Annotated in this window: 22 protein-coding genes; 7 read left to right on the top strand and 15 right to left on the bottom strand. The window is 73.7% G+C overall.

The window, feature by feature from the left end; translation table 11 throughout:
* Nucleotides 1-41: 41 nt before the first annotated feature.
* Nucleotides 42-1,637: an MFS transporter gene (locus NFU81_RS08985; RefSeq protein ID WP_251487126.1), complete on the top strand. Its 1,596-nt coding sequence runs from the start codon at nt 42-44 to the stop codon at nt 1,635-1,637.
* Nucleotides 1,638-1,774: 137 nt separating this feature from the next.
* Here NFU81_RS08985 and NFU81_RS08980 read toward each other — a convergent pair whose 3' ends face one another.
* From NFU81_RS08980 to NFU81_RS08970, 3 genes are read right to left on the bottom strand one after another with little or no spacing between them, the layout of a single operon-like run.
* The gene (locus NFU81_RS08980; RefSeq protein ID WP_251487123.1) at nt 1,775-2,440 is read right to left on the bottom strand and encodes a response regulator transcription factor; all 666 of its coding nucleotides are present in this window, start codon (nt 2,438-2,440) and stop codon (nt 1,775-1,777) included.
* Nucleotides 2,437-3,900, bottom strand: a complete 1,464-nt coding sequence (locus NFU81_RS08975) for a sensor histidine kinase (RefSeq protein WP_251487120.1) — start codon at nt 3,898-3,900, stop codon at nt 2,437-2,439. The genes NFU81_RS08980 and NFU81_RS08975 overlap by 4 nt, the downstream gene beginning before the upstream one ends.
* 58 nt (nt 3,901-3,958) lie before the next feature.
* The gene (locus NFU81_RS08970; protein WP_251487118.1) at nt 3,959-4,756 is read right to left on the bottom strand and encodes a TetR/AcrR family transcriptional regulator; all 798 of its coding nucleotides are present in this window, start codon (nt 4,754-4,756) and stop codon (nt 3,959-3,961) included.
* A 145-nt stretch (nt 4,757-4,901) separates the two neighbouring features.
* Here NFU81_RS08970 and NFU81_RS08965 point away from each other — a divergent pair, with 145 nt between their 5' ends.
* Nucleotides 4,902-5,393, top strand: coding sequence for a nitroreductase family deazaflavin-dependent oxidoreductase (locus tag NFU81_RS08965; protein ID WP_251487115.1), 492 nt, complete (start codon nt 4,902-4,904; stop codon nt 5,391-5,393).
* Nucleotides 5,394-5,448: 55 nt separating this feature from the next.
* On the opposite strand, the gene NFU81_RS08960 is transcribed toward NFU81_RS08965, so the two are convergent.
* On the bottom strand, nt 5,449-6,702 hold the full coding sequence (locus tag NFU81_RS08960; protein ID WP_251487112.1) for a geranylgeranyl reductase family protein: 1,254 nt from the start codon (nt 6,700-6,702) through the stop codon (nt 5,449-5,451).
* A 159-nt stretch (nt 6,703-6,861) separates the two neighbouring features.
* Here NFU81_RS08960 and NFU81_RS08955 point away from each other — a divergent pair, with 159 nt between their 5' ends.
* Nucleotides 6,862-8,232, top strand: a complete 1,371-nt coding sequence (locus NFU81_RS08955) for a dipeptidase (protein WP_251487109.1) — start codon at nt 6,862-6,864, stop codon at nt 8,230-8,232.
* A gap of 70 nt (nt 8,233-8,302) precedes the next feature.
* On the opposite strand, the gene NFU81_RS08950 is transcribed toward NFU81_RS08955, so the two are convergent.
* Together NFU81_RS08950 and NFU81_RS08945 are read right to left on the bottom strand one after the other, a co-directional pair.
* On the bottom strand, nt 8,303-9,337 hold the full coding sequence (locus tag NFU81_RS08950; RefSeq protein ID WP_251487105.1) for an NUDIX hydrolase: 1,035 nt from the start codon (nt 9,335-9,337) through the stop codon (nt 8,303-8,305).
* Nucleotides 9,338-9,360: 23 nt separating this feature from the next.
* Complete coding sequence (locus tag NFU81_RS08945) at nt 9,361-9,936, bottom strand: winged helix-turn-helix transcriptional regulator (protein WP_251487101.1); 576 nt, start codon at nt 9,934-9,936, stop codon at nt 9,361-9,363.
* An 87-nt stretch (nt 9,937-10,023) separates the two neighbouring features.
* Here NFU81_RS08945 and NFU81_RS08940 point away from each other — a divergent pair, with 87 nt between their 5' ends.
* Nucleotides 10,024-11,625 carry an MFS transporter gene (locus NFU81_RS08940; RefSeq protein WP_251487099.1) on the top strand — a complete coding sequence of 534 codons (1,602 nt, stop codon included), beginning with the start codon at nt 10,024-10,026 and terminating at the stop codon, nt 11,623-11,625.
* A gap of 404 nt (nt 11,626-12,029) precedes the next feature.
* Here NFU81_RS08940 and NFU81_RS08935 read toward each other — a convergent pair whose 3' ends face one another.
* The gene (locus NFU81_RS08935; RefSeq protein WP_251487096.1) at nt 12,030-12,998 is read right to left on the bottom strand and encodes an ROK family protein; all 969 of its coding nucleotides are present in this window, start codon (nt 12,996-12,998) and stop codon (nt 12,030-12,032) included.
* A 153-nt stretch (nt 12,999-13,151) separates the two neighbouring features.
* Here NFU81_RS08935 and NFU81_RS08930 point away from each other — a divergent pair, with 153 nt between their 5' ends.
* Nucleotides 13,152-14,141, top strand: a complete 990-nt coding sequence (locus NFU81_RS08930) for a LacI family DNA-binding transcriptional regulator (RefSeq protein ID WP_251487093.1) — start codon at nt 13,152-13,154, stop codon at nt 14,139-14,141.
* 43 nt (nt 14,142-14,184) lie between these two features.
* On the opposite strand, the gene NFU81_RS08925 is transcribed toward NFU81_RS08930, so the two are convergent.
* The 4 genes from NFU81_RS08925 to NFU81_RS08910 all read right to left on the bottom strand — a co-directional run bounded on the left by NFU81_RS08925 (nt 14,185) and on the right by NFU81_RS08910 (nt 18,097).
* Nucleotides 14,185-15,447 carry a DUF6986 family protein gene (locus NFU81_RS08925; protein WP_251487090.1) on the bottom strand — a complete coding sequence of 421 codons (1,263 nt, stop codon included), beginning with the start codon at nt 15,445-15,447 and terminating at the stop codon, nt 14,185-14,187.
* Nucleotides 15,448-15,576: 129 nt separating this feature from the next.
* Nucleotides 15,577-16,539: an electron transfer flavoprotein subunit alpha/FixB family protein gene (locus NFU81_RS08920; protein ID WP_251487087.1), complete on the bottom strand. Its 963-nt coding sequence runs from the start codon at nt 16,537-16,539 to the stop codon at nt 15,577-15,579.
* Nucleotides 16,540-16,629: 90 nt separating this feature from the next.
* Nucleotides 16,630-17,415, bottom strand: a complete 786-nt coding sequence (locus tag NFU81_RS08915; RefSeq protein ID WP_251487084.1) for an electron transfer flavoprotein subunit beta/FixA family protein — start codon at nt 17,413-17,415, stop codon at nt 16,630-16,632.
* 268 nt (nt 17,416-17,683) lie between these two features.
* Complete coding sequence (locus NFU81_RS08910; protein ID WP_251487081.1) at nt 17,684-18,097, bottom strand: TlpA family protein disulfide reductase; 414 nt, start codon at nt 18,095-18,097, stop codon at nt 17,684-17,686.
* 144 nt (nt 18,098-18,241) lie between these two features.
* Between NFU81_RS08910 and NFU81_RS08905 the strand changes: the two genes are divergently transcribed.
* On the top strand, nt 18,242-18,649 hold the full coding sequence (locus NFU81_RS08905; RefSeq protein ID WP_251487078.1) for a DUF4395 domain-containing protein: 408 nt from the start codon (nt 18,242-18,244) through the stop codon (nt 18,647-18,649).
* 194 nt (nt 18,650-18,843) lie between these two features.
* On the top strand, nt 18,844-19,587 hold the full coding sequence (locus NFU81_RS08900) for a lysophospholipid acyltransferase family protein (RefSeq protein ID WP_251487075.1): 744 nt from the start codon (nt 18,844-18,846) through the stop codon (nt 19,585-19,587).
* Here NFU81_RS08900 and NFU81_RS08895 read toward each other — a convergent pair.
* The 4 genes from NFU81_RS08895 to NFU81_RS08880 form a co-directional block, all read right to left on the bottom strand.
* On the bottom strand, nt 19,584-20,189 hold the full coding sequence (locus NFU81_RS08895; protein WP_251487071.1) for a transglutaminase-like domain-containing protein: 606 nt from the start codon (nt 20,187-20,189) through the stop codon (nt 19,584-19,586). The genes NFU81_RS08900 and NFU81_RS08895 overlap by 4 nt on opposite strands.
* 84 nt (nt 20,190-20,273) lie before the next feature.
* Complete coding sequence (locus NFU81_RS08890; RefSeq protein ID WP_422665169.1) at nt 20,274-21,404, bottom strand: threonine aldolase family protein; 1,131 nt, start codon at nt 21,402-21,404, stop codon at nt 20,274-20,276.
* Complete coding sequence (locus NFU81_RS08885) at nt 21,383-22,141, bottom strand: SDR family oxidoreductase (RefSeq protein ID WP_251487067.1); 759 nt, start codon at nt 22,139-22,141, stop codon at nt 21,383-21,385. The genes NFU81_RS08890 and NFU81_RS08885 overlap by 22 nt, the downstream gene beginning before the upstream one ends.
* Nucleotides 22,142-22,164: 23 nt before the next feature.
* The gene (locus tag NFU81_RS08880) at nt 22,165-23,562 is read right to left on the bottom strand and encodes a DUF6421 family protein (protein WP_251487064.1); all 1,398 of its coding nucleotides are present in this window, start codon (nt 23,560-23,562) and stop codon (nt 22,165-22,167) included.
* Nucleotides 23,563-23,615 lie beyond the last annotated feature (53 nt).

The following is a 23,615-nucleotide window of genomic DNA, read 5'->3' as shown; positions in this document are numbered from 1 at the left end:
ATGCGCTTGCATCTGATGCGCATGCATGTAATGTTCGGCGCATGACCTCTCCGTCAACTACCGTCCCCCGGGCCGAAGAGCGTTGGAGTGCCCTGCAGTGGGGCACCCTCTTCGTGCTCTGCGGCGCGCTCTTCCTCGACGCACTCGACGTGTCGATGGTCGGCGTGGCGCTCCCCTCGATCGGCGACGACCTCCACCTGTCCACCAACTCCCTGCAGTGGGTCGTCAGCGGCTACATCCTCGGTTACGGCGGCCTGCTCCTGCTCGGCGGCCGGGCGGCCGACCTGCTCGGCAGGCGCCGCGTCTTCCTCGTCGCACTCGGCGTCTTCGCCGTCGCCTCGCTGCTCGGCGGCCTCGTCGACTCAGGCTCGCTGCTGATCGCCACCCGCTTCATCAAGGGCCTGAGCGCCGCCTTCACCGCGCCCGCCGGCCTGTCGATCATCACCACCACCTTCGCCGAGGGTCCGGTGCGCAACCGCGCCCTGACCATCTACTCCAGCTGCGGCGCCACCGGCTTCTCGATGGGCCTGGTGCTCTCCGGCTTCCTGACCGAGGCGGGCTGGCGCTGGACGATGCTGCTGCCCGCGCCGGTCGCGCTGATCGCGCTGATCGCCGGCCTCAAGCTGATTCCCAGGACCCCGCGGGAGAACACGAAGGGCAGAGGCTACGACCTGCCGGGCGCCGTCAGCGGCACGGCATCGATGCTGCTGCTGGTGTTCACCGTGGTCTCCGCCCAGAGCGCCGGCTGGGCCTCGGCCCGTACGCTCGGCTCCTTCGCCGGTGTCGCCGTGCTGCTCACCGCGTTCGTCCTGACCGAGCTGCGGTCGGCCCACCCGCTCATCCGGCTCGGCGTACTGCGCTCGTCCAACCAGGTCCGGGCGAATCTCGGCGCCGCGACCTTCTTCGGCTCCTACGTGGCCTTCCAGTTCCTGGTCACGCAGTACCTGCAGAACGTGCTCGGTTACAGCGCCATGCAGACCGCGCTCGCCTTCCTGCCCGCCGGCTCGCTGGTCGCCATCCTGTCCACCCGGATGGGGCCGATCGTCGACCGGTTCGGCACCCCGCGGGTGATCGCCGCCGGCTTCCTGGCGCTGGTCACCGGATACGCGCTCTTCCTGCGGATCGACCTGCACCCGAGCTACGCGGCCGTCATCCTCCCGTCGATGCTGCTGCTCGGCGCGGCGTTCGCCCTGGCCTTCCCCTCGCTCAACATCCAGGCCACCAACGGTGTCAAGGACGAGGAGCAGGGCATGGTCTCCGGCCTGCTCAACACCTCCTTCCAGGTCGGCGGGGCGATCTTCCTGGCCGTCGTCACCGCGGTGGTCACCGCGCACACCAGCGGACCCGGCGGCGGGAAGCAGGCGGTCCTGGACAGCTACCGGCCGGCGCTGTGGGTGGTCACCGGCATCGGTGTGGCCGGGCTGCTGCTCACCTTGTCGGGCCTGCGCAGGCGGCGGCCGTCCTACGGCATCCTCGTCGCGTCCTCGGCCGAGGACGAGGCGCGGCGGGCCGCGCGGGGCGACGGTGAGGTGGCGGCTGCGTCGTCTTCCGCATCGTCCTCTTCGGCCTCGTCCTCTTCCGCATCGTCCTCGGGTTCCGGTTCCGGTTCCCGCGGCCGGGGCGCCGGGCGCGACTGACCTACGGCGTGCCCGCGGGGGTGTGGGTACGCCGTCCGCCGCCGGCCCGGTTCCGCACTTCATCGTGCGGGGCCGGGCCGGCGGCGGTTCGTCGGCGGGCCTCGAGTGCGGGTGGCCGTACGGGCGGGGCGGCGGGGTCAGCCCAGCCAACCGGGGCGCACCAGACCGGACTCGTAGGCCAGGACGACCAGTTGGGCGCGGTCGCGGGCACCCAGTTTGACCATGGCCCGGCTGACGTGCGTCTTCGCGGTGAGCGGGCTGACCACCAGGCGGCGGGCGATCTCCTCGTTGGACAGGCCGATGCCGACCAGCGCCATCACCTCGCGTTCGCGGTCGGTGAGCTGGTCGAGGGCGCCGACCGCCGCCGGCTCCTTGGAGCGGGCGGCGAACTCGGCGATCAGCCGGCGGGTGACGCCGGGCGAGAGCAGCGCGTCGCCGTCCACCACGGCGCGGACCGCCCGCAGCAGCTCGGCCGGTTCGGTGTCCTTGACCAGGAAGCCGGAGGCGCCGGCGCGGATCGCCTCGAAGACGTACTCGTCCAGCTCGAACGTGGTCAGCACCACCACCTTCACCCCCGCGAGCGCGGCGTCCCCGGTGATGCGGCGGGTGGCGGCCAGCCCGTCCATGACCGGCATGCGGATGTCCATCAGCACGGCGTCCGGGTGCAGTTCCCGCACCGCGTGCAGCGCCTGCTGCCCGTCGGCGGCCTCGCCGACGACCTCGATGTCGCTCTGCGCGTCGAGCAGCGCCCGGAAGCCGGCCCGCACCAGCACCTGGTCGTCGGCCAGCACAACGCGGATCATGGGCGCTCCTCGCCGGCGGGTATCCCGGCCTCCCGGTCGGTGGTCTGCTGCTCCTGGCCGGTCCCTGAGCCGCGTTCTCCGGCGGGGTCGGTGTGTCCGGCGGGGTCGGCGGGTCCCGCCTGCGGCCCGTTCGGGCCGGTGTCCGCGCGGGTGCCAGGGGCCGGGGCCGGGCCGGCGGTCGGCGTGCCGTCGGGGGCGGAGGGCTCGGGGACGGGGGGCTCGGGGACGGGGTGCTCGGGGACGGGGGGCTCGGGGACGGGGGGCTCGGCGGCGCCGAGGGGGAGGCGGGCCAGGACGCGGAAGCCGCCGTCGGGGCGCCGGCCGGTCTCGACGGTGCCGCCCAGCGCCGCGGCGCGCTCCCGCATACCGACCAGGCCGTTGCCGCCGCCGCTCTCGCTGCCGGCCACCGCGGGACCGTCGTCGTCGACCTGTACCTGCACGAGGCCGGGCAGGTAACCCAGGCCCACCCGCGCGGTGCGCGATCCGGAGTGCCGCACGATGTTGGTCAGCGCCTCCTGGACGATACGGAAGGCGGCCAGGTCGGCACCCGGGGGCAGCGGCACCGGCTCGCCCTCGACGCCCACCTCGGCGTGCAGGCCCGCGGCCGCGGCCTGCTCCAGCAGTTCGGGCAGCCGGTCGAGTCCGGGGGCGGGCGCGCGGGGCGCCTCGCCGGGTGCCCGCAGCGTGCTGAGCACCTGGCGCACCTCCCCCAGCGCCTCCTTGCTCGCCGCCTTGATCGTGGTCAGCGCGGTGCGGGCCTGCTCGGGCCGCTCGTCGATCAGCGCGAGGGCGACCCCGGCCTGCACATTGATCAGCGAGATGCTGTGCGCCAGCACGTCGTGCAGCTCCCGGGCGATCCGCATCCGCTCCTCGTCCACCCGGCGCCGCTCCGCCTCTGCCCGCTCCCGCCGCTCCCTGGCGATGCGCTCGCGCCGCACCCGGAAGAGCTCCGCCCCGGCCAGCACGGCGAGCAGCCAGGCCGCGGCGCCCGACAGCTCCTGCCATGAGGTCCGGCTGTCGCCGGACGGCGGCAGCCAGCGGTAGAGCCACTCGCCGACCAGCGCGTGGGCGGCGAAGGCAGCGCCGGCGATGACGAGCACGGCTCTGCGGTGCCCTGCGGCCACCGCGCTGAAGAAGGCGACCACCAGGCTGGCGAAGACCGGCCCGTAGGGATAGCCGAGGACGGTGTAGAGCAGCGTCACCACGGCGGTGCCCGCGGCCACCTCGACCGGCCTGCGGCGGCGGAGCAGCAGCAGCGCGGGGCCGGCGAGCAGCAGCAGATAGCCGAGCCAGTCCAGGTCGAGGCGTACGGTCTGGTGGCGCCCGGCCAGGCTGGAGCCGACCACCTGCACGAAGGCCAGCGCCAGCGCCGGCACCCACAGCGAGGGCCTGCCGTGATGGCCCCGGCCTGCGGGGAAGTGCCCGCGCCGGGGCGGCTTCGGCTGCGCCTCGTACGTCATGCGTCCACGCTAGACCGCGACCCTCGGCACCCGCGTCCGCTGCTCGGGGGCGGCGCGGCTACTTCGCCGGGAGTACGCCGCCGGCGCCGCGGCCGGCCGAGCCCGCCGAGGCGCCCGCGGCTATCGCGCCGTCCCGCGCGCCGCCGTCCGTCCGCAGCCCCACCTGGGCGGCGAGCGCGACCGCGGCCTGCTCGAAGAACTCGCTGCGGGCCTCCACGACCCGGTTGAACTGCCCGAAGACTTCGAAGCTGACGATGCCGAAGACCTGCGCCCAGGCGGCGACCAGCGCGGCGATCACCCGGATCGGTAGCTCGGGGGCCAGCTCGGCGGCGAGCCGGCCCGCGTCGGCGCGCACCGGACCGGCGAGCGGCCGGCCGGCGGGCTCGCCGAGCAGGCCGGCGGTGTGGGCGTCCCGGACCACCGACACCAAGGCGAGGCCGACCCGGGAGGCGGGTCCCACGGTGTCCTGCGGCGCCGAGTAGCCGGGCACCGGCGAGCCGTAGATCAGGGCGTACTCCTGGGGATGGCCGACCGCCCAGTCGCGGGCCGCACGGCACACCGCGACCCAGCGCTCGACCGGTTGCGCGGCAGGCTGCCTCCGGTCGAGCATCGCCAGCTCATGCTCCGCCGCCGCGCCGACCGCGTCGTAGGCGTCGATGATGAGAGCGGTGAGCAGGTCGTCGCGGCTGGGGAAGTAGCGGTAGAGAGCGGAGGACGCCATCCCCAGCTCGCGGGCGACCGCGCGCAGCGACAGCCCGGCGGGTCCGTGCGTGCCCAACTGCCGCGCCGCCTCCTCCTTGATGGCCGCGGTGATCTCCGCTCTGGCCCGTTCCCTGGCTCCTCTGATCGCACCCATGGCCCCAGTGTGCCATCACTAAGAGCAATGACCAAGAACGAGAGCCCCGAAAAAAATAGAGAGCGGTGCTCTTGCTTTTGGGCAGGAAAGGAAGGCACACTGTTCTCAAGCGAGAGCACCGCTCACAGAAACTGGAGAGGCCGTCATGTCCGAGCAGGTCCAGCACGTTCAGAAGCCCGGCTGGTTCACCGTCAACGTCCTCAACCGCACCGTCGCCTTCCTGACCCGCCGCGGCGTCAGCGTCTGGGGCTCGCGGGTGCTGGCGGTCCGCGGCCGCAAGAGCGGGGAGTGGCGCACCACCCCGGTCAACGTCCTGACGCTGGACGGCGAGCGCTATCTGGTGGCCCCCCGCGGCCACGTCCAGTGGACGCACAACATGCGGGCGGCCGGCGGCGGGCAGCTGCACCTGGGGAAGAAGGTCGAGGAGTTCACCGCGGTGGAGATCTCCGACGACGACAAGACGCCGATACTGCGCGGCTACCTCAAGCGCTGGAAGGCCGAGGTGGGCGTCTTCTTCGGCGGCGTCGGTCCGGATTCCACCGATGAGGAGCTGCGGGCGATAGCGCCCAAGCACCCGGTCTTCCGGATACGGCAGGCCGGCGAAGCCGAGGGCGGCAGCGAGGGCGCGGGCAGGTGACGCCGGGGCGCCGGGCCGTGCGCGCCGCCCGCGGCTGCCGCCGCGGAGGAGGCCGTCAGGCCCGGCTCACGCTGTCCAGCGCCCGGCGGGCCATCGGATGGGTACGGACCAGCTCGGCCAGCGAGCGGTTGCCGCGGGTGATCCCTGCGAAGGCCCTCCAAGCCGGCGGGAAGGTGGTCAGGGCCGCGTGCAGCAGCCCGGGGCGCCGCTCGAAGAGGGTCAGCATGCGGCGGCCGACGCCCATCTCGACGCCCAGGCCGGCCTTGACGGCGAAGGCGTAGTTGAGCGCCTGCCGGCGGGCGTCCACCGCGTCATGCGCCTCGGCGATGCGCACCGCCCACTCCCCCGCGAGCCGGCCCGAGCGCAGCGCGTAGGAGATGCCCTCGCGGGTCCAGGGTTCGAGCAGGCCCGCAGCGTCGCCGCAGACCAGCACCCGGCCGCGGGACAGCGGCGAGTCGTCGGCGCGGCAGCGGGTGAGGTGCCCGCTGGACACGCTCGGCTCGAAGCCGGCCAGGCCGAGGCGGGCGATGAAGTCGTCCAGGTAGCGCTTGGTGGCGCTGCCGTCGCCGCGGGCCGAGATGACGCCCACGGTGAGGGAGTCGCCCTTGGGAAAGACCCAGCCGTAACTGCCGGGCAGCGGACCCCAGTCGATGAGGACCCGGCCGCTCCAGTCCTCGGCCACGGCGGCCGGCACCGGGATCTCGGCTTCCAGGCCGAGGTCGACCTGGTCGAGTTTGACCCCGACATGGGCTCCTATCCGGCTGGCGCTGCCGTCGGCGCCGACCACGGCGCGGGCGTAGACGATCTCCTCGTCGCGCTTGCCTGCCGCTCCCCCGCTGCCGTTCACGATCACCGCCACCGTGCGCCGGTCGGGCACACCTGGGCCGTGCTGCTCCACCCGGGAGACGGTCACTCCGGTACGCACCTCGGCGCCGGCCTCGCGGGCCGCGTCGACCAGGGCGGCGTCGAATTCGGGGCGGTTGATCAGCCCGAAGAGCATCTGCCGGGAGCGCTTGGTCCTGGACAGCCGGCCGTTGAGGCTGAAGGTGACCGCGTGCACCCGGTCGCGCAGCGGCAGTTCGAAACCGGGCGGCAGCGCGTCCCGCGACGGGCCGATGATGCCACCGCCGCAGGTCTTGTACCTGGGGAGTTCGGCCTTCTCCAGCAGCAGGACCCGGCGGCCGCTGACCGCTGCGGCATGGGCCGCCGACGCTCCCGCGGGGCCTGCGCCGATCACGACGACGTCCCAGACCGTCGGCGTTCCGCCGTCCCCCGCACCGCTGTCCTGCGCCGCCTGCTCACCGCTCACGTCTGTTTCCGCTCCCGCTCGCCTGTCCGGCTGTCGTCGCCCCTGCTCAGGGCATCCTATTGCGCCCGTCGCGGTCAGCTCGCTGTGGCACCATCGGCAGCGACCCGATGTGTGCACCAACCACCACAGCAGTCCCCCGATTCCTGCAAGGAGCAGCCCATGCCGTCCGTTCCGCTGTCCGAGACCGTGGCCTCACTCATGCCCCGTGCGCGTACCGAGCTGGCAGAGCTGGTGTCGTACGCGTCGGTGGCCGACGAGCGGCAGTTCCCGCGCAGCGAGAGCGAGAAGGCCGCAGGCTGGGTGGCTGCCGCGCTGCGGGAGGAGGGCTTCCAGGACGTGGCCCTGCTCGACACGCCGGACGGCACCCAGTCGGTCTACGGTCTGCTGCCCGGCCCTGCCGACGCGCCGACGGTGCTGCTGTACGCGCACTACGACGTGCAGCCGCCGCTGGACGAGTCGGCGTGGCTGTCGCCGCCGTTCGAGCTGACGGAACGTGACGGCCGGTGGTACGGCCGGGGTGCCGCGGACTGCAAGGGCGGCGTGGTGATGCACCTGACCGCGCTGCGGGCACTGCGGGAGCACGGCGGTGTCCCGGTGAACGTCAAGGTGATCGTGGAGGGTTCGGAGGAGCAGGGCACGGGCGGGCTCGAAAGGTACGCGGAGGCGCACCCCGAGCTGCTCACCGCCGACGCGGTCGTGATCGGCGACGCGGGTAATTTCCGGGTGGGGATGCCGACCGTGACCTCGTCGCTGCGCGGCATGGTGCGGCTCGACGTGCATGTCGCCACGCTTGAGGGCAACCTGCACTCGGGGCAGTTCGGCGGGGCGGCGCCCGACGCGCTCGCCGCGCTGATCAGAATGCTCAACTCGCTGCGGGACGCCTCGGGGGCGACCACCGTCGAGGGGCTGGACGGTTCCGGCACCTGGGCCGGGCTGAGCTACCCGGAGGAGGACTTCCGCCGGGACGCCAAGGTGCTCGACGGGGTGGAGCTGGTCGGTACCGGCAGTGTCGCCGACCGCATCTGGGCCCGCCCCTCGGTGACGGTGCTGGGTATCGACGCCCCGCCGATCATCGGCGCCACACCCTCGGTGCAGGCCGCGGCGGGTGCGCAGGTGAGCGTCCGGGTGCCGCCCGGCGTGACGGCGGATCAGGCCTCGCAGGCCCTGACCGCGCACCTGAAGGCGGCGGCGCCCTGGGGCGCCCGGGTCGAGGTGACCCAGACCGGCATCGGCCAGCCCTTCCAGGCCGACACCACGAGCCCGGCCTATACCGCGATGGCCGAGGCGATGCGGGAGGCGTACGGGCAGGAGCTGGCGATCGCCGGCCAGGGTGGTTCGATCCCGCTGTGCAACACGCTGGCGACGCTGTATCCGGAGGCGGAGATCCTGCTGATCGGGCTGAGCGAGCCGGAGGCGCAGATCCACGCGGTCAACGAGAGCGTGTCGCCGCAGGAGTTGGAGCGGCTGTCGCTGGCGGAGGCGGTCTTCCTGCAGCGCTATGCCGCGTCGAAGGCGCCGGCGGCGGGCTGAGCCGGTCCCGAGGGGCAGCACGGGTGGCGGTCCCGCCCCGCGGGGTGCGAGGGGCGGGACCGGTCGAGGGTCATTCGGCGGGGTGGCCTGCTTCCAGGTTGAGCGGGCGGCCCTGTTCACGGGCGCGCAGCGCCCAGCGCAGCCGGTCGAGCCGGACCGGCGGCAGCAGCCCGGCGGCCTCGTCCTCGGTGACGAAGCGCCAGTCGCGCAGTTCTGCGGGCGGCAGCAGCAGCCGGCCGATGTCGGCGGTCGGCACCCGGCCGCCGTCGAAGAGCAGCCGCAGCCCGCCGTGGCCGGGCGGCTGCGGCGGCTCCCAGTCGACGACCAGGAGTTCGAGCCCGCCGGTCAGCTCGATGCCCAACTCCTCGGCGACCTCGCGGTGTCCGGCCCGCGCCGGTGACTCGCCGCGTTCGACGACGCCGCCGGGGAATTCCCAGCCGGGTTTGTAGGTGGGGTCGACGAGCAGCACGCGGTCGGCGTCGTCGAAGAGCAGCACCCCGGCCGCCACCGTCTCGGTCCGCGGTTCCGGGGTCTGCACGATGCCGCAGGCCCCGGCGCCCCGGCCGACCGCCTCGGTGAGCCGCAGCGCCGTCTCCCGCGGCGTCAGGTCGGCCGTGTCCAGCACATGGGCGTCGCGCGCCAGCCAGGGCAGCGCGTCGAGGTAGTCGGGGATGCGTTCCAGCGCCCAGCGGCGGGCGGCGTCGCCCACCGGGGAGCGGTCGGAGTACTGCGTCCATGCGGCGATCCGGCTGCGCAGGATCGTTTCTCCGGGGTCGAGCAGCAGATGCCGGACATCGATCCCGCGGGAGGCCAGCCCGCCGAAGACCTCGTCGCGGTGCTCCTGCCGCAGCAGCGTCATCGGGACCATGAGGACCCCTCCGACGTCGGCCAGCAGCGCGGCGGCGGTCTCGATCACCAGCCGCCGCCAGATGGGGAGTTCCTGGTAGTCGGTGACCTCCTGGAGCCGCTTCTCCGGCAGCAGTTGCCGCAGGCAGCCCCCGAGCACGCCGGGGTCGTACAGAGTGCTCTCCGGTACGAGGTCGAGCATCTCCCGTGCGGCGCTGGTCTTGCCCGCGCCGAACGCCCCGTTCACCCAGATGATCACGGTGCCCCCTTCTCCGTAGACCCCTACGAATTGCCCGGATCATCGCCCCCGGCAAACGCGTCGGCCCCGGCGGCGCCGCGCACCGGGCGCAGCAGCGGGGACGTGGTGGCCAGTGCGGCAGCCACCTGGTCGACACGGCCAGGGCGGCCGGCGTCGGACACCCAGCGCATCTCGACGTCGGCGGGAGCCACCTGCGCCACCTCGCAGGCCGGGCACCCGCCGGTCATGTCGAGCCGGGAGCCGCAGGCCGCGTGGTGGAAGGTCCTGGTCGGCTCGCCCCGCGACGCGTGCCTGCCGCCCCAGCGCATCAGCGCGTGCAGCGGCGGCCACAGATCGAGCCCCGCGTCGGTGAGGACGTAGTCGTACCGCGGCGGCGACTGCTGGTATGCCTCCTTGCGCAGCACTCCGGCCTCGGTGAGCGCCGCCAGCCGCGCGGTGAGCACGGCCCGCGGGATGTCCAGGTGGACCAGGAAGTCATTGAACCTGCGCACCCCGTAGAAGGCGTCCCGCACGATCAGCAGGCTCCAGCGCTCGCCGACCACCTCCAGGGCGCGGGCGAGGGTGCAGTCCTGCTGCGCGTAATCGGTGCCGAGTGCCATACGGCCCACCATACCGTCAGGTTCGGTGAACAGACTCACATGCTAGGCTCAGCCCCCGAGAGTCAGTTCGTTGATCAGACCTACCCCATGCTTCCCGGCCCGACCGCCCTGCGGAGGAACCTGATGGACGCCCAGGCCGCACCGACCACCGCGGCTCCCGACGCCGCCTCGCCCCACCACCCGGCAGGACCCGGCCCGGGGGCCGGAGCGAGCGCCGCACCGGGCGCCGCGGCGACCCTGCTGACCGTGGGCCTCGGCACCCTGCTGACGCTGATGGCCTTCACCGCCCCCGCCACCACGCTGGCCGACACCGCACACGGGCTGCACTCAGGAGCGGTCGCCCAGACCTGGATGCTCACCGGCACTCCGGTGGGCCTCGCCGCCCTCCTGCTCACCATGGGCAGCGTCGCGGACGCCCGCGGGCGGCGGCGTACGTTCGGCGCGGGCGCCGTCCTGCTGGTGCTCGCCACCGCCCTGTCGGCCGCCGCCCCCGGCACCGCGGTCTTCCTCGCCGGCCGGATCCTGCAGGGCGTGGCGAGCGCCGCCGTGCTCGCGGCCGGACTCGGCCTGATCGCCGACACCCATCCGGCCGGCCGGCACCGGGTGCGCGCGCTGGGCGTGTGGGGTGCGACCGTCGGCGGCGGGATCGCGGTCGGCCCGGTCTACGCGGCCGTACTGACCCAGGTCTGGGGCTGGCGCTCGCTGTACTGGGGCCTGGCGCTGCTCGCCGTGCCGGTGGCCGCGCTCACCGCCGCGGTCCCCGAATCGCGTGCCGCGCACACGCGCCGCCTCGACCTCGCGGGAGCGGTCACCCTCGGCGCGGGCACGGCCGCCCTGGTCGCAGGCTTCGGCGAGAGCCGCGGCGGGTGGCTGCGGCCCGCCGTGCTGATCCCGCTGGCCGCGGCCGTCGTCGTCCTCGCGGTCTTCGCCGCGGTGGAGCGCCGGGTGGCGGAACCGATGCTGGACCCGGCGCTGTGGCGCAGCCCGACCTTCCTCGCCGCGGGCGTCGGCGCGCTGACCACCGGCCTGGCCGTGGTCGGCCTGTTCAGCTACCTGCCGACCATGGTGCAAGGGGTGCTCGGCACCGGCGCGATCGCCACCAGCCTGCTCTTCGTCGTCTGGTCCGGCGTCTCCGCGCTCTTCGCGCTGCTCTCCCGCCGGCTCGCCCCGCACATGGGCGCGGACACCCAGGCCGCCCTGGGCCTGGCGATATCCGCGTTCGGCCAGGGCTCCCTGTACGGCATGCACGTCGGCGGCTCCTACGGACGGCTCTTCCCGGGCCTGGCCGTGGCGGGCGTCGGCAGCGGCATCCTGAACGCGGCGCTGGCCCGGCTGGCCGTCGCCAGCGTCCCCGCCGAGCGCAGCGCGATGGGCTCCGGCGCCAACAACACCGCCCGCTACGTCGGTTCCGCGCTCGGCGTCGCCCTGACCGTCGCCGTCGCGACCGCCGCCCACGGCCACTCCCCCGCCGCCGCACTGGCCGCGGGCGCCAACCACGCCTTCCTGCTCAGCGCCGCCGCCTGCCTCGCCGGCGCCGCCGCGATCCTGCTGCTGGCCCGCCTCGCCCGCAGGCAGGCCGCGGTGTCCGGGGCCGCCACGGCAATTGCCGCGCGACCCGTCCCGGCGTCATCGCCGCAGCAGGTGCCCCCGACACCCGCGTCCTCACCGGGCTCCGCCAGGCGCGGCTGAACGGGTGGAGTACGCGCGGCGGCCACCGTCGAGGAGGCCGCCCGCCCGTCGGGCGACTGCAAGGCCGACCGCCTGACTGGGGCTTCCCGCCGGGCCGACCCGGGCCCGGACCCGGCGGCTGGCCGCCACGAGCGCGGACGGCAGCCCGTCGGGCGACAGCAAGACCGAACGCCCGACCGGGGCTTCCCGCCGGGCCAACCCGGGCCCGCACCCGGCCGCTGGCCGCCACGAGCGCGGACGGCAGCCCGTCGGGCGACAGCAAGACCGACCGGCCGCCGGCCCCAGGGCTTCCCGCCGGGCCGCCACGGACGGAGGCAGTTCTGGCCGCCCGCCGACCGGACCCGGTTCCGGACGGCGCTCAGCGCACCGGGACGGCCGCCCGCGTCACCACCCGCGTATCGCGGTCAGCCGGCCACGAAGCCCGCGAGGCCGAGGACCTGGGCCGCCGCGGCCGCGGCGCCCACCAGGCCGGCGTCCGTGCCCAGTTTGGCCGGGACCACGTCCACGCCCGCCGCGAAGGAGAGGGTGGCGTAACGGGTCAGGTGGTCGCGCAGCGGGTCGAAGAGCACCGGTCCTGCGCCCGCGACTCCGCCGCCGATCACGGCGACGTTGATCTCGACGAGGGTCGCCGTCGCCGCGATACCGGCGGCGAGCGCCTGGGCGGCCCGATCGAAGGACGCCATCGCGAGCGGGTCACCGGCCCGCGCGGACTCGGCGACGGCGGCCGCCGTCGGCTCGGTGCCGGCCGGCGGCAGCCAGCCGGACTCCACCGCGCGGCGGGCGATGTTGGGGCCGCTGGCGATGCGCTCGACGCAGCCGCGCGAGCCGCAGGGACACGGGTCGCCGTCGAGGTCGACGCTGATGTGGCCGATGTGGCCCGCATTGCCGGTAGGCCCGGGCAGCAGGGCGCCGCCGAGCACCAGGCCGCCGCCGACGCCTGTCGAGACCACCATGCACAGCGCGTTGTCGTAGCCGCGGGCGGCGCCCTGCCAGTGCTCGGCCGCGGTCATCGCGACGCCGTCGCCGGTGAGCACCACCGGCAGGCCGCCGGCCGCCTCGCCGACCCGCGGGACCAGCGGGAAGTCCCGCCAGCCGGGTACGTTGACCGGGCTGACGGTGCCGTGCAGGGCGTCCACGGGACCCGCGCTGCCGATGCCCACGGCGACCGCGGCCGGCCACTGCGGCGCGGCGCGCAGCTCCGCGACGACCTCGGCGACGGCCTGCATCACCGTCTCGCCGTCCCGGCCCGCGGGCGTCGGCCGCAGGGACCGCGCCACGGGGCGGCCCTCGGTGTCGACGAGCGCCCCGGCGATCTTCGTACCGCCGATGTCCAGTGCGGCCACGAGTGGACCGATCGCGCCGTGGGGGTGCATCGTTCGGGGGTCTCCTTCGTCGTTGTGTCGCCCGGGTTCCGCGACGGCGGCCCCAGGGGTAGTCTCGCCTGACCGTGACAACGTTGTCCATCTCTTGCCGCAGGGAATACTACGACCGTGACCCATACTCCTGGACGTGTCCCCCGGCCCACTATGAAGGATGTCGCCGCCCGGGCGGGCGTCGGACTCAAGACGGTGTCCCGGGTGGTGAACGAGGAACCGGGTGTGACGCCCGACACCGTGGCGCGCGTCCAGTCCGCCATCGACGCCCTCGGATTCCGGCGCAACGACAGCGCCCGCCTGCTGCGCACCCGTAGGACCGCCAGCGTCGGGCTGGTACTGGAAGACCTCGCCGACCCCTTCTACGGGTCGCTCAGCCGCGCCGTGGAGGACGTGGCGCGCGCGCACGGCGCCCTGCTCTTCACCGGTTCGAGCACCGAGAACCCGCGCCGCGAGCAGGAGCTGGTGCTGGCCTTCTGCGCCCGCCGGGTCGACGGCCTCGTCGTGGTGCCCGCCAGCGACGACCACCGCTATCTCATCCCGGAGATCGAAGCGGGCGTGGCCACGGTGTTCGTGGACCGGCCGGCCGGCCGGATCGACGCGGACGTCGTCCTCACCGACAACGCCGGCGGCACCCGTACCGGCGTCGCGCACCTGATCGCGCACGGCCACCGCAGGATCGGCTTCATCGGCGACCAGCCCGGGATCCACACCGCGGGCGAGCGGCTGCGCGGCTACCGGGAGGCGATGGCCGACGCGGGGCTGCCGGTGCGCCCCGACTGGTACGCGATGGGCCCCACCACCCCCGAGCGGGTCAGGGCGGCGCTGGCCACCATGCTGACAGGACCCGAGCCCGTCACCGCGCTCTTCGCGGGCAACAACCGCGTCACCGTCACCGCGGTACGCGTCCTGTCCGGCCGCCCGCAGCCGGTCGCGCTGGTCGGCTTCGACGACTTCGAGCTCGCCGACCTGCTCGACCCGCCGGTCACGGTCGTCGCGCAGGACCCCGCAGGCCTGGGCCGCAACGCCGCGCAACTGCTCTTCCGCCGGCTGGACGGCGCGACCTCGGAGGAGCCCAGCCGCGTGGAGCTGCCGGCCCGGCTGATCGCCCGCGGCTCCGGCGAGATCCCGCCGGCGTACTGACGGGCGCCGGCGCCTGCCGGGCGGACGGGATCCGCCCGGCGGGCTAGCGTCCGGCCGGCGCGTCCAACTCGGCGCGGGTCAGGCCGGTGCGGGAGGCGACCTCCGCGGGGTCCACGGCGCCGCAGTCCAGGCCGCGCAGGAGGTAGCCGCTGAGCGCGCGGGCCGTCGCCGGCTCGTCGAGCACCGCGCCGGCGGTTTTGGCCACGTAGCCGGCCAGCCGCGCCGCCGCGGCGTCCAGGCCCTCCCGGTAGAAGGCGTAGACGGCCGCGTAACGCGTCGGCAGCTGCGCCGGGTGCATGTCCCAGCCCTGGTAGTACGCGCGGGCCAGCGAGCGCCGTACAAGGCCGTAGTGGAGCCGCCAGGCGTCGTGCACCGCCTCGGCCGGGCCGACCGGCAGCACGTTGGTGGAGCCGTCGGAGAGCCGTACGCCCGTGCCTGCGGCGGCGACCTGCATCACGGCCTTGGCGTGGTCGGCCGCCGGGTGGTCGGGGGCCTGGTGGGCGGCACTGATCCCGCAGGCGGCGCTGTAGTCGAACGTGCCGTAGTGCAGTGCGGTGGCGCGGCCGGCTGCAGCGTCGATGAGCCGGGGCACGGTCGCAGTGCCGTCCGGGCCGAGGATGGACTGCGTGGTCTCGATCTGGATCTCGAAGCCGATCCTGCCGTCCGGCAGTCCCACGGCCCGTTCGAACTGCCCGCACAGCTCCGCCATCGCGGCGACCTGCGCGGGGAAGGTCACCTTCGGCAGGGTGAGGGCCAGCCCCGCCGGCAGCCCGCCGCCGTCGAGCAGCGCCGTCAGGAAGAGGTCGAGGGTGCGGATGCCCCGGTCGCGGACGGCGGCCTCCATGCATTTCATGCGGATGCCGATCCAGGGCGGCGCGGTGCCGTCGGCGGTCATCGCGGTGACCGTGCGCGCGGCGGCCACCGCCGCGGCGTCCTCCTCCGCGTCGGGCCTGGCGCCGTAGCCGTCCTCGAAGTCGATCCGCAGGTCCTCGACCGGCTCGCGGCGCAGCTTGTCCCGCACCCGGTCGTGGACCTCGGCGGCGAGGCCGCCGGGCAGGCCGAGCACGGCGGCGAGCGCCCCGGAATCCGGCGCGTGCTCGTCGAGGGCCGCGAGCGCCCGGTCGCCCCACTCCCGCACGGTCCCGGCGGTGAAGGCGTCGGCGGGCACGTAGACGGTGTGCACGGGCTGCCGGGTGCCGGGGTCGCCGGGGTAGCGGCGGGCCAGTTCGGCGTCCGTGGCTGCCAGTGACGCGCCGATCCCGGCGACGTGGGCGTCGGTCAGTGTCGTACCGGCCGGCTGCGGCATGGGCCACCCTCCCCAGGCTTCAACAAATCGTTGAAGCGACGCTAGTCCGAGGCGTTCCGCCGGTCAACACCCGCACGGGCATGCCGCGGCCCCCGTACGCGGCGCGTACGGGGGCCGCGGCGGGGAGGGTCAGCCCTTGCGGGCCGTGATCTCCTCGGTGAGCTGGGGGACGACCTGGAAGAGGTCGCCGACGACGCCGTAGTCGACGAGGTCGAAGATGGGTGCTTCGGCGTCCTTGTTGACCGCGACGATGGTCTTGGAGGTCTGCATGCCGGCCCGGTGCTGGATCGCGCCGGAGATGCCGTTGGCGATGTAGAGCTGCGGCGAGACCGACTTGCCGGTCTGGCCGACCTGGTTGGTGTGCGGGTACCAGCCGGCGTCCACCGCGGCCCGGGACGCGCCGACGGCCGCGCCCAGGGAGTCGGCGAGCGCCTCGATGACCGAGAAGTTCTCGGCGCCGTTGACGCCGCGGCCGCCGGAGACCACGATCGCGGCCTCGGTCAGCTCGGGGCGGCCGGTGGACTGGCGCGGGGTGCGCGCGACGACCTTCGTGCCGGTGGCCAGCTCACCGAAGGTGACCGCGAGCGGCTCCACGGTGCCGGCGGCGGGGGCGGGCTCGACCGGCGCCGAGTTCGGCTTGACGGTGATCACCGGCACACCGCGGCTGACCCGGGAGCGGGTGGTGAAGGCGGCGGCGAAGGCCGACTGGGTGGCGACCGGGCCGTCGTCGCCCGCGGTCACGTCGGTGGCGTCGGTGATGATGCCGGAGCCGAGCCGCAGCGCGAGGCGGGCCGCGACCTCCTTGCCCTCGGCGGAGGAGGCCACCAGGACGGCGGCGGGCGAGGTGGCGGCGGCCGCGGCCTGCAGCGCGTCCACCTTGGGCACCACCAGGTAGTCGGTGAACTCCGGCGCGTCGGCGGCCAGTACCTTGACCGCGCCGTGCTCGGCGAGCACCGGGGCGGCCGTCTCGGCACCGGGGCCGAGGTGGACCGCGACCGGGTCGCCGATCCGGCGGGCCAGGGTCAGCAGTTCGAGGGTCGGCTTGCGGACGGCACCGTCCACGTGGTCGACGAGGACGAGGACTTCAGCCATGGGAATCGTTCTCCTGCGGAAAGTGAGGGGCGGGGGCGGGCCTGCGGTCGCTGCCCTGCCCGGGCGAAGGGCGCCGGGCGGGGCCGTCCATCAGATGAACTTCTGCTCCGCGAGGTAGGCCGCGAGCTGCTTGCCGCCCTCGCCCTCGTCCTTGACGATCGTGCCCGCGGTGCGCGGCGGGCGGGCGGTGGCGTCCTGCACGGCACTCCAGGCGCCGACGAGGCCCACCTCGGCCCCGTCGATGCCCAGGTCGGACAGGTCGAGGGCCTCCACCGGCTTCTTCTTGGCGGCCATGATGCCCTTGAAGGACGGGTAGCGGGCCTCGCCCGACTGGTCGGTGACCGACACCAGCGCGGGCAGCGACGCCTCCAGCTGCTCGCTGGCCGCATCCCCGTCGCGGCGCCCGGTCACCTTGCCGCCGGCCACCGCGACCTCCGACAGCAGGGTGACCTGCGGGATACCCAGCCGCTCCGCGAGCAGCGCGGGCACCACACCCGCCGTCCCGTCGGTGGAGGCCATACCGGTCACGACCAGGTCGTACCCGGCGTGCTCGATGGCCTTGGCCAGCACCAGCGACGTACCGATCACATCGGTGCCGTGCAGCGCGTCGTCCTCGACGTGGATCGCCTTGTCCGCACCCATCGACAGCGCCTTGCGCAGCGCGTCCTTGGCGTCCTCGGGACCGACGGTCAGCACGGTGATCTCCGCACCCTCCGCCGACTCGGCGATCTGCAGCGCCTGCTCGACGGCGTACTCGTCCAGCTCCGACAGCAGGCCGTCGACCGCGTCGCGATCGGTGGTCAGGTCATCGGCGAAGTGACGGTCGCCGGTGGCGTCGGGCACGTACTTCACAGCGACTACGATCCTCAAGCTCACGCCTGCTCTCCTACTGCTTCGTCCTGCACGTCTTCGTCAACTGCCCCGGCAGCGCCCTGGCAAGTGCCCCGGAATTGGCAGCATAGGCGCCTGTGGCTGCGGCTCCCCGCCGGAACGCAGCACGCGTCGCGGTGAGTACCCCGGCGGATATATTACTCGCCAGTACACAGAGAGCGCCGCCGCTTGGCAAGGTTCCTCCACTGTGACCTGCCCTACGCCCGCGCGGCACCCCGCCCGCGGCAGGACCGCGCCGCGCCGAAAGGCCCTGTCAGACCGCGGCGCCCAGCGCGGCGATCACGTCGGCACGCCGGGGCTGGCCCGACGCCCGGCGGACCACGGAGCCGTCCGCGTCGAGGACGAGCACGGTCGGGGTCTTGAGGATGTGCAGCCGCCGTACGAGATCGAGCTGCGCCTCTGCGTCGATCTCCACGTGGCGCACCCCCTCGACCATGCCGGTGACCTCGGCGAGCACCCGCCGGGTCGCCCTGCAGGGCGCGCAGAAGGCGCTGGAGAACTGCACGAGCGTGGCACGTTCCCCCAGCGGCCCGCCGAGATCCGCCGCCGTCAGCCGCTCGCCGCCGTCCTTGGCACCCACCCGGACCCTCCCGTCCCGCCGCCGGTGCAGGACACCGAAGGCGCTCGCCGCCGCGAGCACGGCGAGGCAGACCACCAGACCCGTCATCACCGCTCCTCCTCCGCCGCCACCCTCACCGCGCCGCATTGTCACCCGCGCGCGAACCGCACTGTATTCCCGCAAGTCAGCGTTCATACGACCGCAATGATTCCCGCGGTCACGACCGCCCGCCGGTAGGTCATCATTCCCGTCATGGACATCGACGTACGCGGCCCCCGGTTCGGCGCGGCCCTGACCACCGCGGTGCTCGCGGTGGTCCTGGTCACCGGCAGCGGCCCGCTGCTCGCGGTGCAGGCCGCGCTCTTCGCCGTGGGCGCCGTGGCCGGTGTGCAGCGCTCGCCGTACGGCTGGGTCTTCCGCACCCTGATACGCCCCAGGATCGGGCCGCCCACGGCCACCGAGGACGCGGCGCCGCCACGCTTCGCCCAGGCCGTGGGGCTGGCCTTCGCGGCCGTCGGGGTGGTCGGCTACCTGGCCGGGCCGCAGTGGCTGGGGATGGCGGCCACCGGCTGCGCGCTGGCCGCCGCCTTCCTGAACGCGGCCTTCGCCTACTGCCTCGGCTGCGAGATGTACCTGGTCCTACGGCGTACGGCCGGCTGACCGGGCGGCGGGCCCGCGACGCGGACCGGGCACAGGGGTGACATCGGCGTGACGTGAGAAGAATCTCCCCGTGGCACGGCCGCCCGGGGTGACAGCGGCCCTGCCTCCGGGGCACCATCGCTCAGCGGCCCGAGAACCTACGGGCGCGTAACTTCCGCCGGGAGCGCCACCCCGGAGAGAGCAGGTGCTCCGCCATGGCCGAACTCGTCTATCCCCCGGTGATCGGCTTCGCCCGCACCATGTTCAAGGTGCAGGGCCTGCGGTTCGACATCAGGGGCACCGAGAACGTGCCGCGCGAGGGCGGCGCGCTGCTGGTGAGCAACCACATCGGGTACCTGGACTTCATGTTCTGCGGGCTGACGACGCTGCCGGCCAAGCGGCTGGTGCGCTTCATGGCCAAGGAGTCGGTTTTCCGGCACAAGGTGTCGGGTCCGCTGATGCGCGCCATGAAGCACATCCCGGTGGACCGTTCCGAGGGCATGCACGCCTACGCGCACGCGCTGGAGGCGCTGCGCAGCGGCGAGATCATCGGGGTCTTCCCCGAGGCGACCATCTCGCAGTCCTTCACCCTCAAGTCGTTCAAGTCCGGCGCCGCCCGGCTGGCCATGGAGGCGGGGGTGCCGCTGCTGCCGATGGCGCTGTGGGGTTCCCAGCGGCTGTGGACCAAGGACCGCCCGCGCAGCCTGGGCCGCAACAGGTTCCCGATCTCGCTGCGGATCGGCGAGCAGATGCGGCCGCACGCGGACGAGAGGGCGGGCGCCCTGACCCGTCGGCTGCGGCTGCGGGTGCAGGAGCTGCTGGACGACGCCCAGCGTACGTACCCGGGCCGGCCCTCCGGCCCCGACGACCGGTGGTGGCTGCCCTCGCACCTCGGCGGCACCGCCCCGACACCCGAGGTGGCGGCGGAGCGGGACCGCGAGCAGCTGGCGGCAGGCTAGGAAGCCCCGGGCAGGGCGGTCGGCACCACGATCCCGGAGCTGCTGGGCGCGGCCCGCAGGCAGGCCACCACGGCCGGCAGCGGGGCGGCGTAGACCAGCGGGTAGTCGCACTCCCCCAGCTCCGGGCGCACCGGGAAGGCCAGCCGCTCCTCCGCCGGCGAGAAGCGCGCGTCCACGCCGGGCTTGTTGCCCCGGGCGTCCAGCCGGCTCCAGCGGTCGGCACCTGGCAGCAGCAGGGCGATCAGGCCATGCAGAGCGGGGTCCGAGCCGTCGTCCTCGGTGAGCCGCTGGTAGCAGAGCCCGGCGGGGATGCCGCGGGATCTCAGCAGCGCGGTCAGGGCGTGCGACTTGGAGTAGCAGATGCCGTTGCGCTGCTCCAGCACGTCGGACGCCCGCCAGCTGACCCGCGGGTCTCCCGAGTCGAAGGAGTGCGGGATCGCGTCGCGGACGTATTCGAAGGCGGCCTCCGCATAATCATGCGCAGTGTGGGTGCCTTCCGCCAGCAGCGCAGCGGTCTCCCGCACCACCGGGTCGTGGTGGTCTATGACGTCGTCGGCAGCAAGATATGCGGAGAGGCCGGAGGTCTCCGGGATCGGTTCCATGCGCCGAACCCTAGAGAGCCACCGATCCTCCGTTCAATCGAATTACCGTGCTCCGTATATCTATTCAGAGACGCGGTCCCGGCGTCAGGCGCCCGAGGCCATCTCCTCGGCAATTGCCGCGGCGAAGCCGTCCACGTCGTCCTCCGTCGTGTCGAAGGCGCACATCCAGCGGACCTCGCCCGTCGACTCGTCCCAGAAGTAGAAGCGGTAGCGCTTCTGCAGCCGCTCGCTGACCTCGCGCGGCAGCAGCGCGAAGACCGCGTTGGCCTGCACGGGCCGCATCACCCGCACCCCGTCGATGCCGCGCACCGCGGCGTCGAGCCTGCGGGCCATCGCGTTGGCGTGCTCGGCGCTGCGCAGCCACAGGTCGCCGGCCAGCAGCGCCTCGAACTGCACGGACACGAAGCGCATCTTCGACGCCAGCTGCATCGACAGCTTGCGCAGATGCAGCAGCGCGCGGACCCGCTCGGGGCTGAGCACGACCACGCACTCACCGAGCAGCAGGCCGTTCTTGGTGCCGCCGAAGGACAGGATGTCGACGCCGGCCTCGGTGGTGAAGCGGGCGAGCGGCACCCCCAGACTGGCCGCCGCGTTGGCCAGCCTCGCGCCGTCCAGGTGCACGGCCATGCCCAGCTGGTGGGCGTGGTCGCAGAGCGCCTTGATCTCCTCGGGCGTGTAGCAGGTGCCCAGCTCGGTGGTCTGGGTGATCGACACGACCTGCGGCTGCGCCCGGTGCTCGTCGTCGAAGCCGTACGCCTGCCGGTCCACCAGCTCGGGGGTGAGCTTGCCGTCCGGGGTCGGCACGGTGAGCAGCTTCAGCCCGCCGACCCGCTCCGGCGCCCCGCACTCGTCCACGTTGATGTGCGCGGACTCGGCGCAGACCACCGCGCCCCAGCGCTCGGTGACGGCCTGCAGCGCGGTCACGTTGGCACCGGTGCCGTTGAAGACCGGGAAGACCTCGGCGGTGGGGCCGAAGTGCCGCCGGAAGACCTCCTGGAGGTGCGCGGTGTACTCGTCGCCGCCGTAGGCGACCTGGTGGCCTCCGTTGGCCAGCGCGAGGGCGGCGAGCACCTCGGGGTGGACGCCCGCGTAGTTGTCGCTGGCGAAGCCGCGCGAGGCCGGGTCGTGCCGTCGTACGGCGTCGGTCGGCGGCGCTGCGGGACCCGCGGGGCCGGTGCGGTCGGTCGGGTCGGTCACGGTTGGGGCGTCAGCCACTGGCGGGTCCCGTTCACATCGTCGGCGTTGCGGTTCCAGACGTCCGCGATCGCGTCGGCGAGATCGCGTACATCGGTGAAACCGGCGAATTTGGCCTGCGGGCGCTCGGCCCGCAGGCCATCGTGCACCAGCGCCTTGATCACCAGGACAGTGGCCGCCGCCGTGGGTCCGTCGGGGCCGCTGAGCTTGCTGAAGGAGTCGCCGAGCGCGAGCGTCCAGGCCTCGGCCGCGGCCTTCGCCGCCGCATATGCGGCGTTCCCCGCGGTGGGGCTGCTGGCGCCGGCCGCGCTGATCAGCACATAGCGGCCGCCGGGGCTGCGCATCAGGCCGTCGTGGAAGGCGAGCGAGGTGTGCTGCACCGTCTGGATCAGCAGTTTGTGCAGGACGTCCCAGTCGGCGAGCTCGGTCTCCGGGAAGGAGGCGGAGCCGCGCCAGCCGCCGACCAGGTGGACCAGGCCGTCGACCCGGCCGTGGTCCTTCTCGATCCGGCCCGCCCAGTCCTGGCTGGCCTCCAGGTCGAGCAGGTCGACGATCTCGCCGGTGATGTCCGCGCCGCCGGCGTCGTAGCGCGCCGCGTCGACGGCCTCTGCCAGGCGTTCGGGGTCGGCGTCCGCCGCGACCACATGGCCGCCCGCGCGGGCCAGCCGCTGCAGTACGGCGCGGCCGGCTGGTCCGCCGGCACCCGCCACCGCGATCACCGCTCCGTCAAGACCGCCCGAATACGTGTCCGTCGTCATGTCCGCCTCCTCGGCCGCACCGGTCACGCGGCGCTCCGTGCCGGGCTCTCGCCCGTGATCCCCTTGGTGGAGGCGATCACCTCGCGGAGCTTCTTGGCAAGGGCTTCGTAGAACATGCTGAGCGGAAACTCGTCCGCCAGCACGTCGTCCACGAGCTTGCGCGGGGGCAGCGTCAGGTCCAGGGCGTCCGGCCCCTTGGCCCAGACCGAGCCGGGATGCGGCGAGAGATAGCTTGCGACCAGGTCGTAGGCGGCGAACCAGTGCACAAGCTTGGGGCGGTCGATACCGTCCCGGTACAGCGTCTCGATGTCGGCGCAGAGCTGGTTGGTGACCTGCGGTGCGCGCTCCCAGTCGATGTGCAGGGTGTTGTCCGTCCAGCGTACGGCGTCGTGCTTGTGCAGGTAGGCGAAAAGCAGCTGACCGCCGAGTCCGTCGTAGTTGCGGACCCGCTCGCCGGTGACCGGGAAGCGGAAGAGCCGGTCGAAGAGGATGGCGTACTGCACGCCGAGCCCCATGGGGTGGCCCTCGGCCTGGAGCTTGACGGCCTCGCGGAAGGTGGTCAGGTCACAGCGCAGCTCTTCGAGCCCGTACATCCAGAAGGGCGCCCGCTGCTTGATCATGAACGGGTCGAACGGCAGGTCGCCGTGGCTGTGGGTGCGGTCGTGGATCATGTCCCAGAGCACGTACGTCTGCTGGGCCAGCTCCTGGTCGTCCACCAGCCGCGCGGCCTCCGGCGGCAGCTCCAGGCCGAGGGTGTCCACGGCGGCGGCGGTCACCGCGCGGAAGCGGGCCGCCTCGCGGTCGCAGAAGATCGCGCCCCAGCTCCAGCGCTCCGGGGGCTTGCGCACGGCGACGGTCTCCGGGAAGAGCACCGCGGAGTTGGTGTCGTAGCCGGGGGTGAAGTCCTCGAAGGTGATCGGTACGAACTGCGGGTTGTCGTAGCGGGTGCGCTCCAGCTCCGCGAGCCAGTCCGGCCAGGTCACCCGCAGGGCGACGGCTTCCAGGTTCCGGTCCGGGTTGCCGTTCTGCGTGTACATCGGGAAGACGACCACATGGCGGCGGCCGTCGAGGCGGTCGGCGGACGGCTGGAAGGCCAGCAGGGAGTCGAGGAAGTCGGGGACGCCGAATCCCTCGCCGGCCCAGCGGCGCAGGTCGGCGGCCAGGGCGCGGTGGTAGTCGGCGTCGTGCGGCAGGACGGCGGTGAGCTGCCCGACCGCGTCCGCCACCCGCTCGACGGTGCGCTCGGCGTCCTCGCGGGAGGGTGCGCCCTCGGCATCGAAGTCGATCGAGCCGTCCTTGAGCTGCCAGGGCCTGACGGCCTCGACCGCCTGCTTGAGCGTCGCCCACGCGGGGTGACCGATCACGTCGTCCCCGGATATCCGGTCGGCGCGAGCCGTCGCCGACGAAAGAACTTCACCCATGACCGCTCCTCTGCTGAAAAATTTGCCGTAGCCACACCGTATCCATGAGATTG

The organism is Actinacidiphila cocklensis (genome assembly GCF_907177275.1).
Taxonomy (GTDB): domain Bacteria; phylum Actinomycetota; class Actinomycetes; order Streptomycetales; family Streptomycetaceae; genus Actinacidiphila; species Actinacidiphila cocklensis.
The sequence above is the reverse complement of the archived record's forward strand: the minus strand, read 5'-3'. Positions and strand labels throughout refer to the sequence as shown.

Coding starts and splice junctions, on each gene's coding strand:
- NFU81_RS08985 (WP_251487126.1), top strand. CDS start 42: ATGACCTCTCCGTCAACTACCGTCCCCCGGGCCGAAGAGCGTTGGAGT.
- NFU81_RS08965 (WP_251487115.1), top strand. CDS start 4,902: ATGTCCGAGCAGGTCCAGCACGTTCAGAAGCCCGGCTGGTTCACCGTC.
- NFU81_RS08970 (WP_251487118.1), bottom strand. CDS start 4,756: ATGGGTGCGATCAGAGGAGCCAGGGAACGGGCCAGAGCGGAGATCACC.
- NFU81_RS08935 (WP_251487096.1), bottom strand. CDS start 12,998: ATGCACCCCCACGGCGCGATCGGTCCACTCGTGGCCGCACTGGACATC.
- NFU81_RS08905 (WP_251487078.1), top strand. CDS start 18,242: ATGGACATCGACGTACGCGGCCCCCGGTTCGGCGCGGCCCTGACCACC.
- NFU81_RS08980 (WP_251487123.1), bottom strand. CDS start 2,440: ATGATCCGCGTTGTGCTGGCCGACGACCAGGTGCTGGTGCGGGCCGGC.
- NFU81_RS08900 (WP_251487075.1), top strand. CDS start 18,844: ATGGCCGAACTCGTCTATCCCCCGGTGATCGGCTTCGCCCGCACCATG.
- NFU81_RS08910 (WP_251487081.1), bottom strand. CDS start 18,097: ATGACGGGTCTGGTGGTCTGCCTCGCCGTGCTCGCGGCGGCGAGCGCC.
- NFU81_RS08930 (WP_251487093.1), top strand. CDS start 13,152: ATGAAGGATGTCGCCGCCCGGGCGGGCGTCGGACTCAAGACGGTGTCC.
- NFU81_RS08975 (WP_251487120.1), bottom strand. CDS start 3,900: ATGACGTACGAGGCGCAGCCGAAGCCGCCCCGGCGCGGGCACTTCCCC.
- NFU81_RS08945 (WP_251487101.1), bottom strand. CDS start 9,936: ATGGCACTCGGCACCGATTACGCGCAGCAGGACTGCACCCTCGCCCGC.
- NFU81_RS08895 (WP_251487071.1), bottom strand. CDS start 20,189: ATGGAACCGATCCCGGAGACCTCCGGCCTCTCCGCATATCTTGCTGCC.
- NFU81_RS08880 (WP_251487064.1), bottom strand. CDS start 23,562: ATGGGTGAAGTTCTTTCGTCGGCGACGGCTCGCGCCGACCGGATATCC.
- NFU81_RS08920 (WP_251487087.1), bottom strand. CDS start 16,539: ATGGCTGAAGTCCTCGTCCTCGTCGACCACGTGGACGGTGCCGTCCGC.
- NFU81_RS08925 (WP_251487090.1), bottom strand. CDS start 15,447: ATGCCGCAGCCGGCCGGTACGACACTGACCGACGCCCACGTCGCCGGG.
- NFU81_RS08885 (WP_251487067.1), bottom strand. CDS start 22,141: ATGACGACGGACACGTATTCGGGCGGTCTTGACGGAGCGGTGATCGCG.
- NFU81_RS08955 (WP_251487109.1), top strand. CDS start 6,862: ATGCCGTCCGTTCCGCTGTCCGAGACCGTGGCCTCACTCATGCCCCGT.
- NFU81_RS08940 (WP_251487099.1), top strand. CDS start 10,024: ATGCTTCCCGGCCCGACCGCCCTGCGGAGGAACCTGATGGACGCCCAG.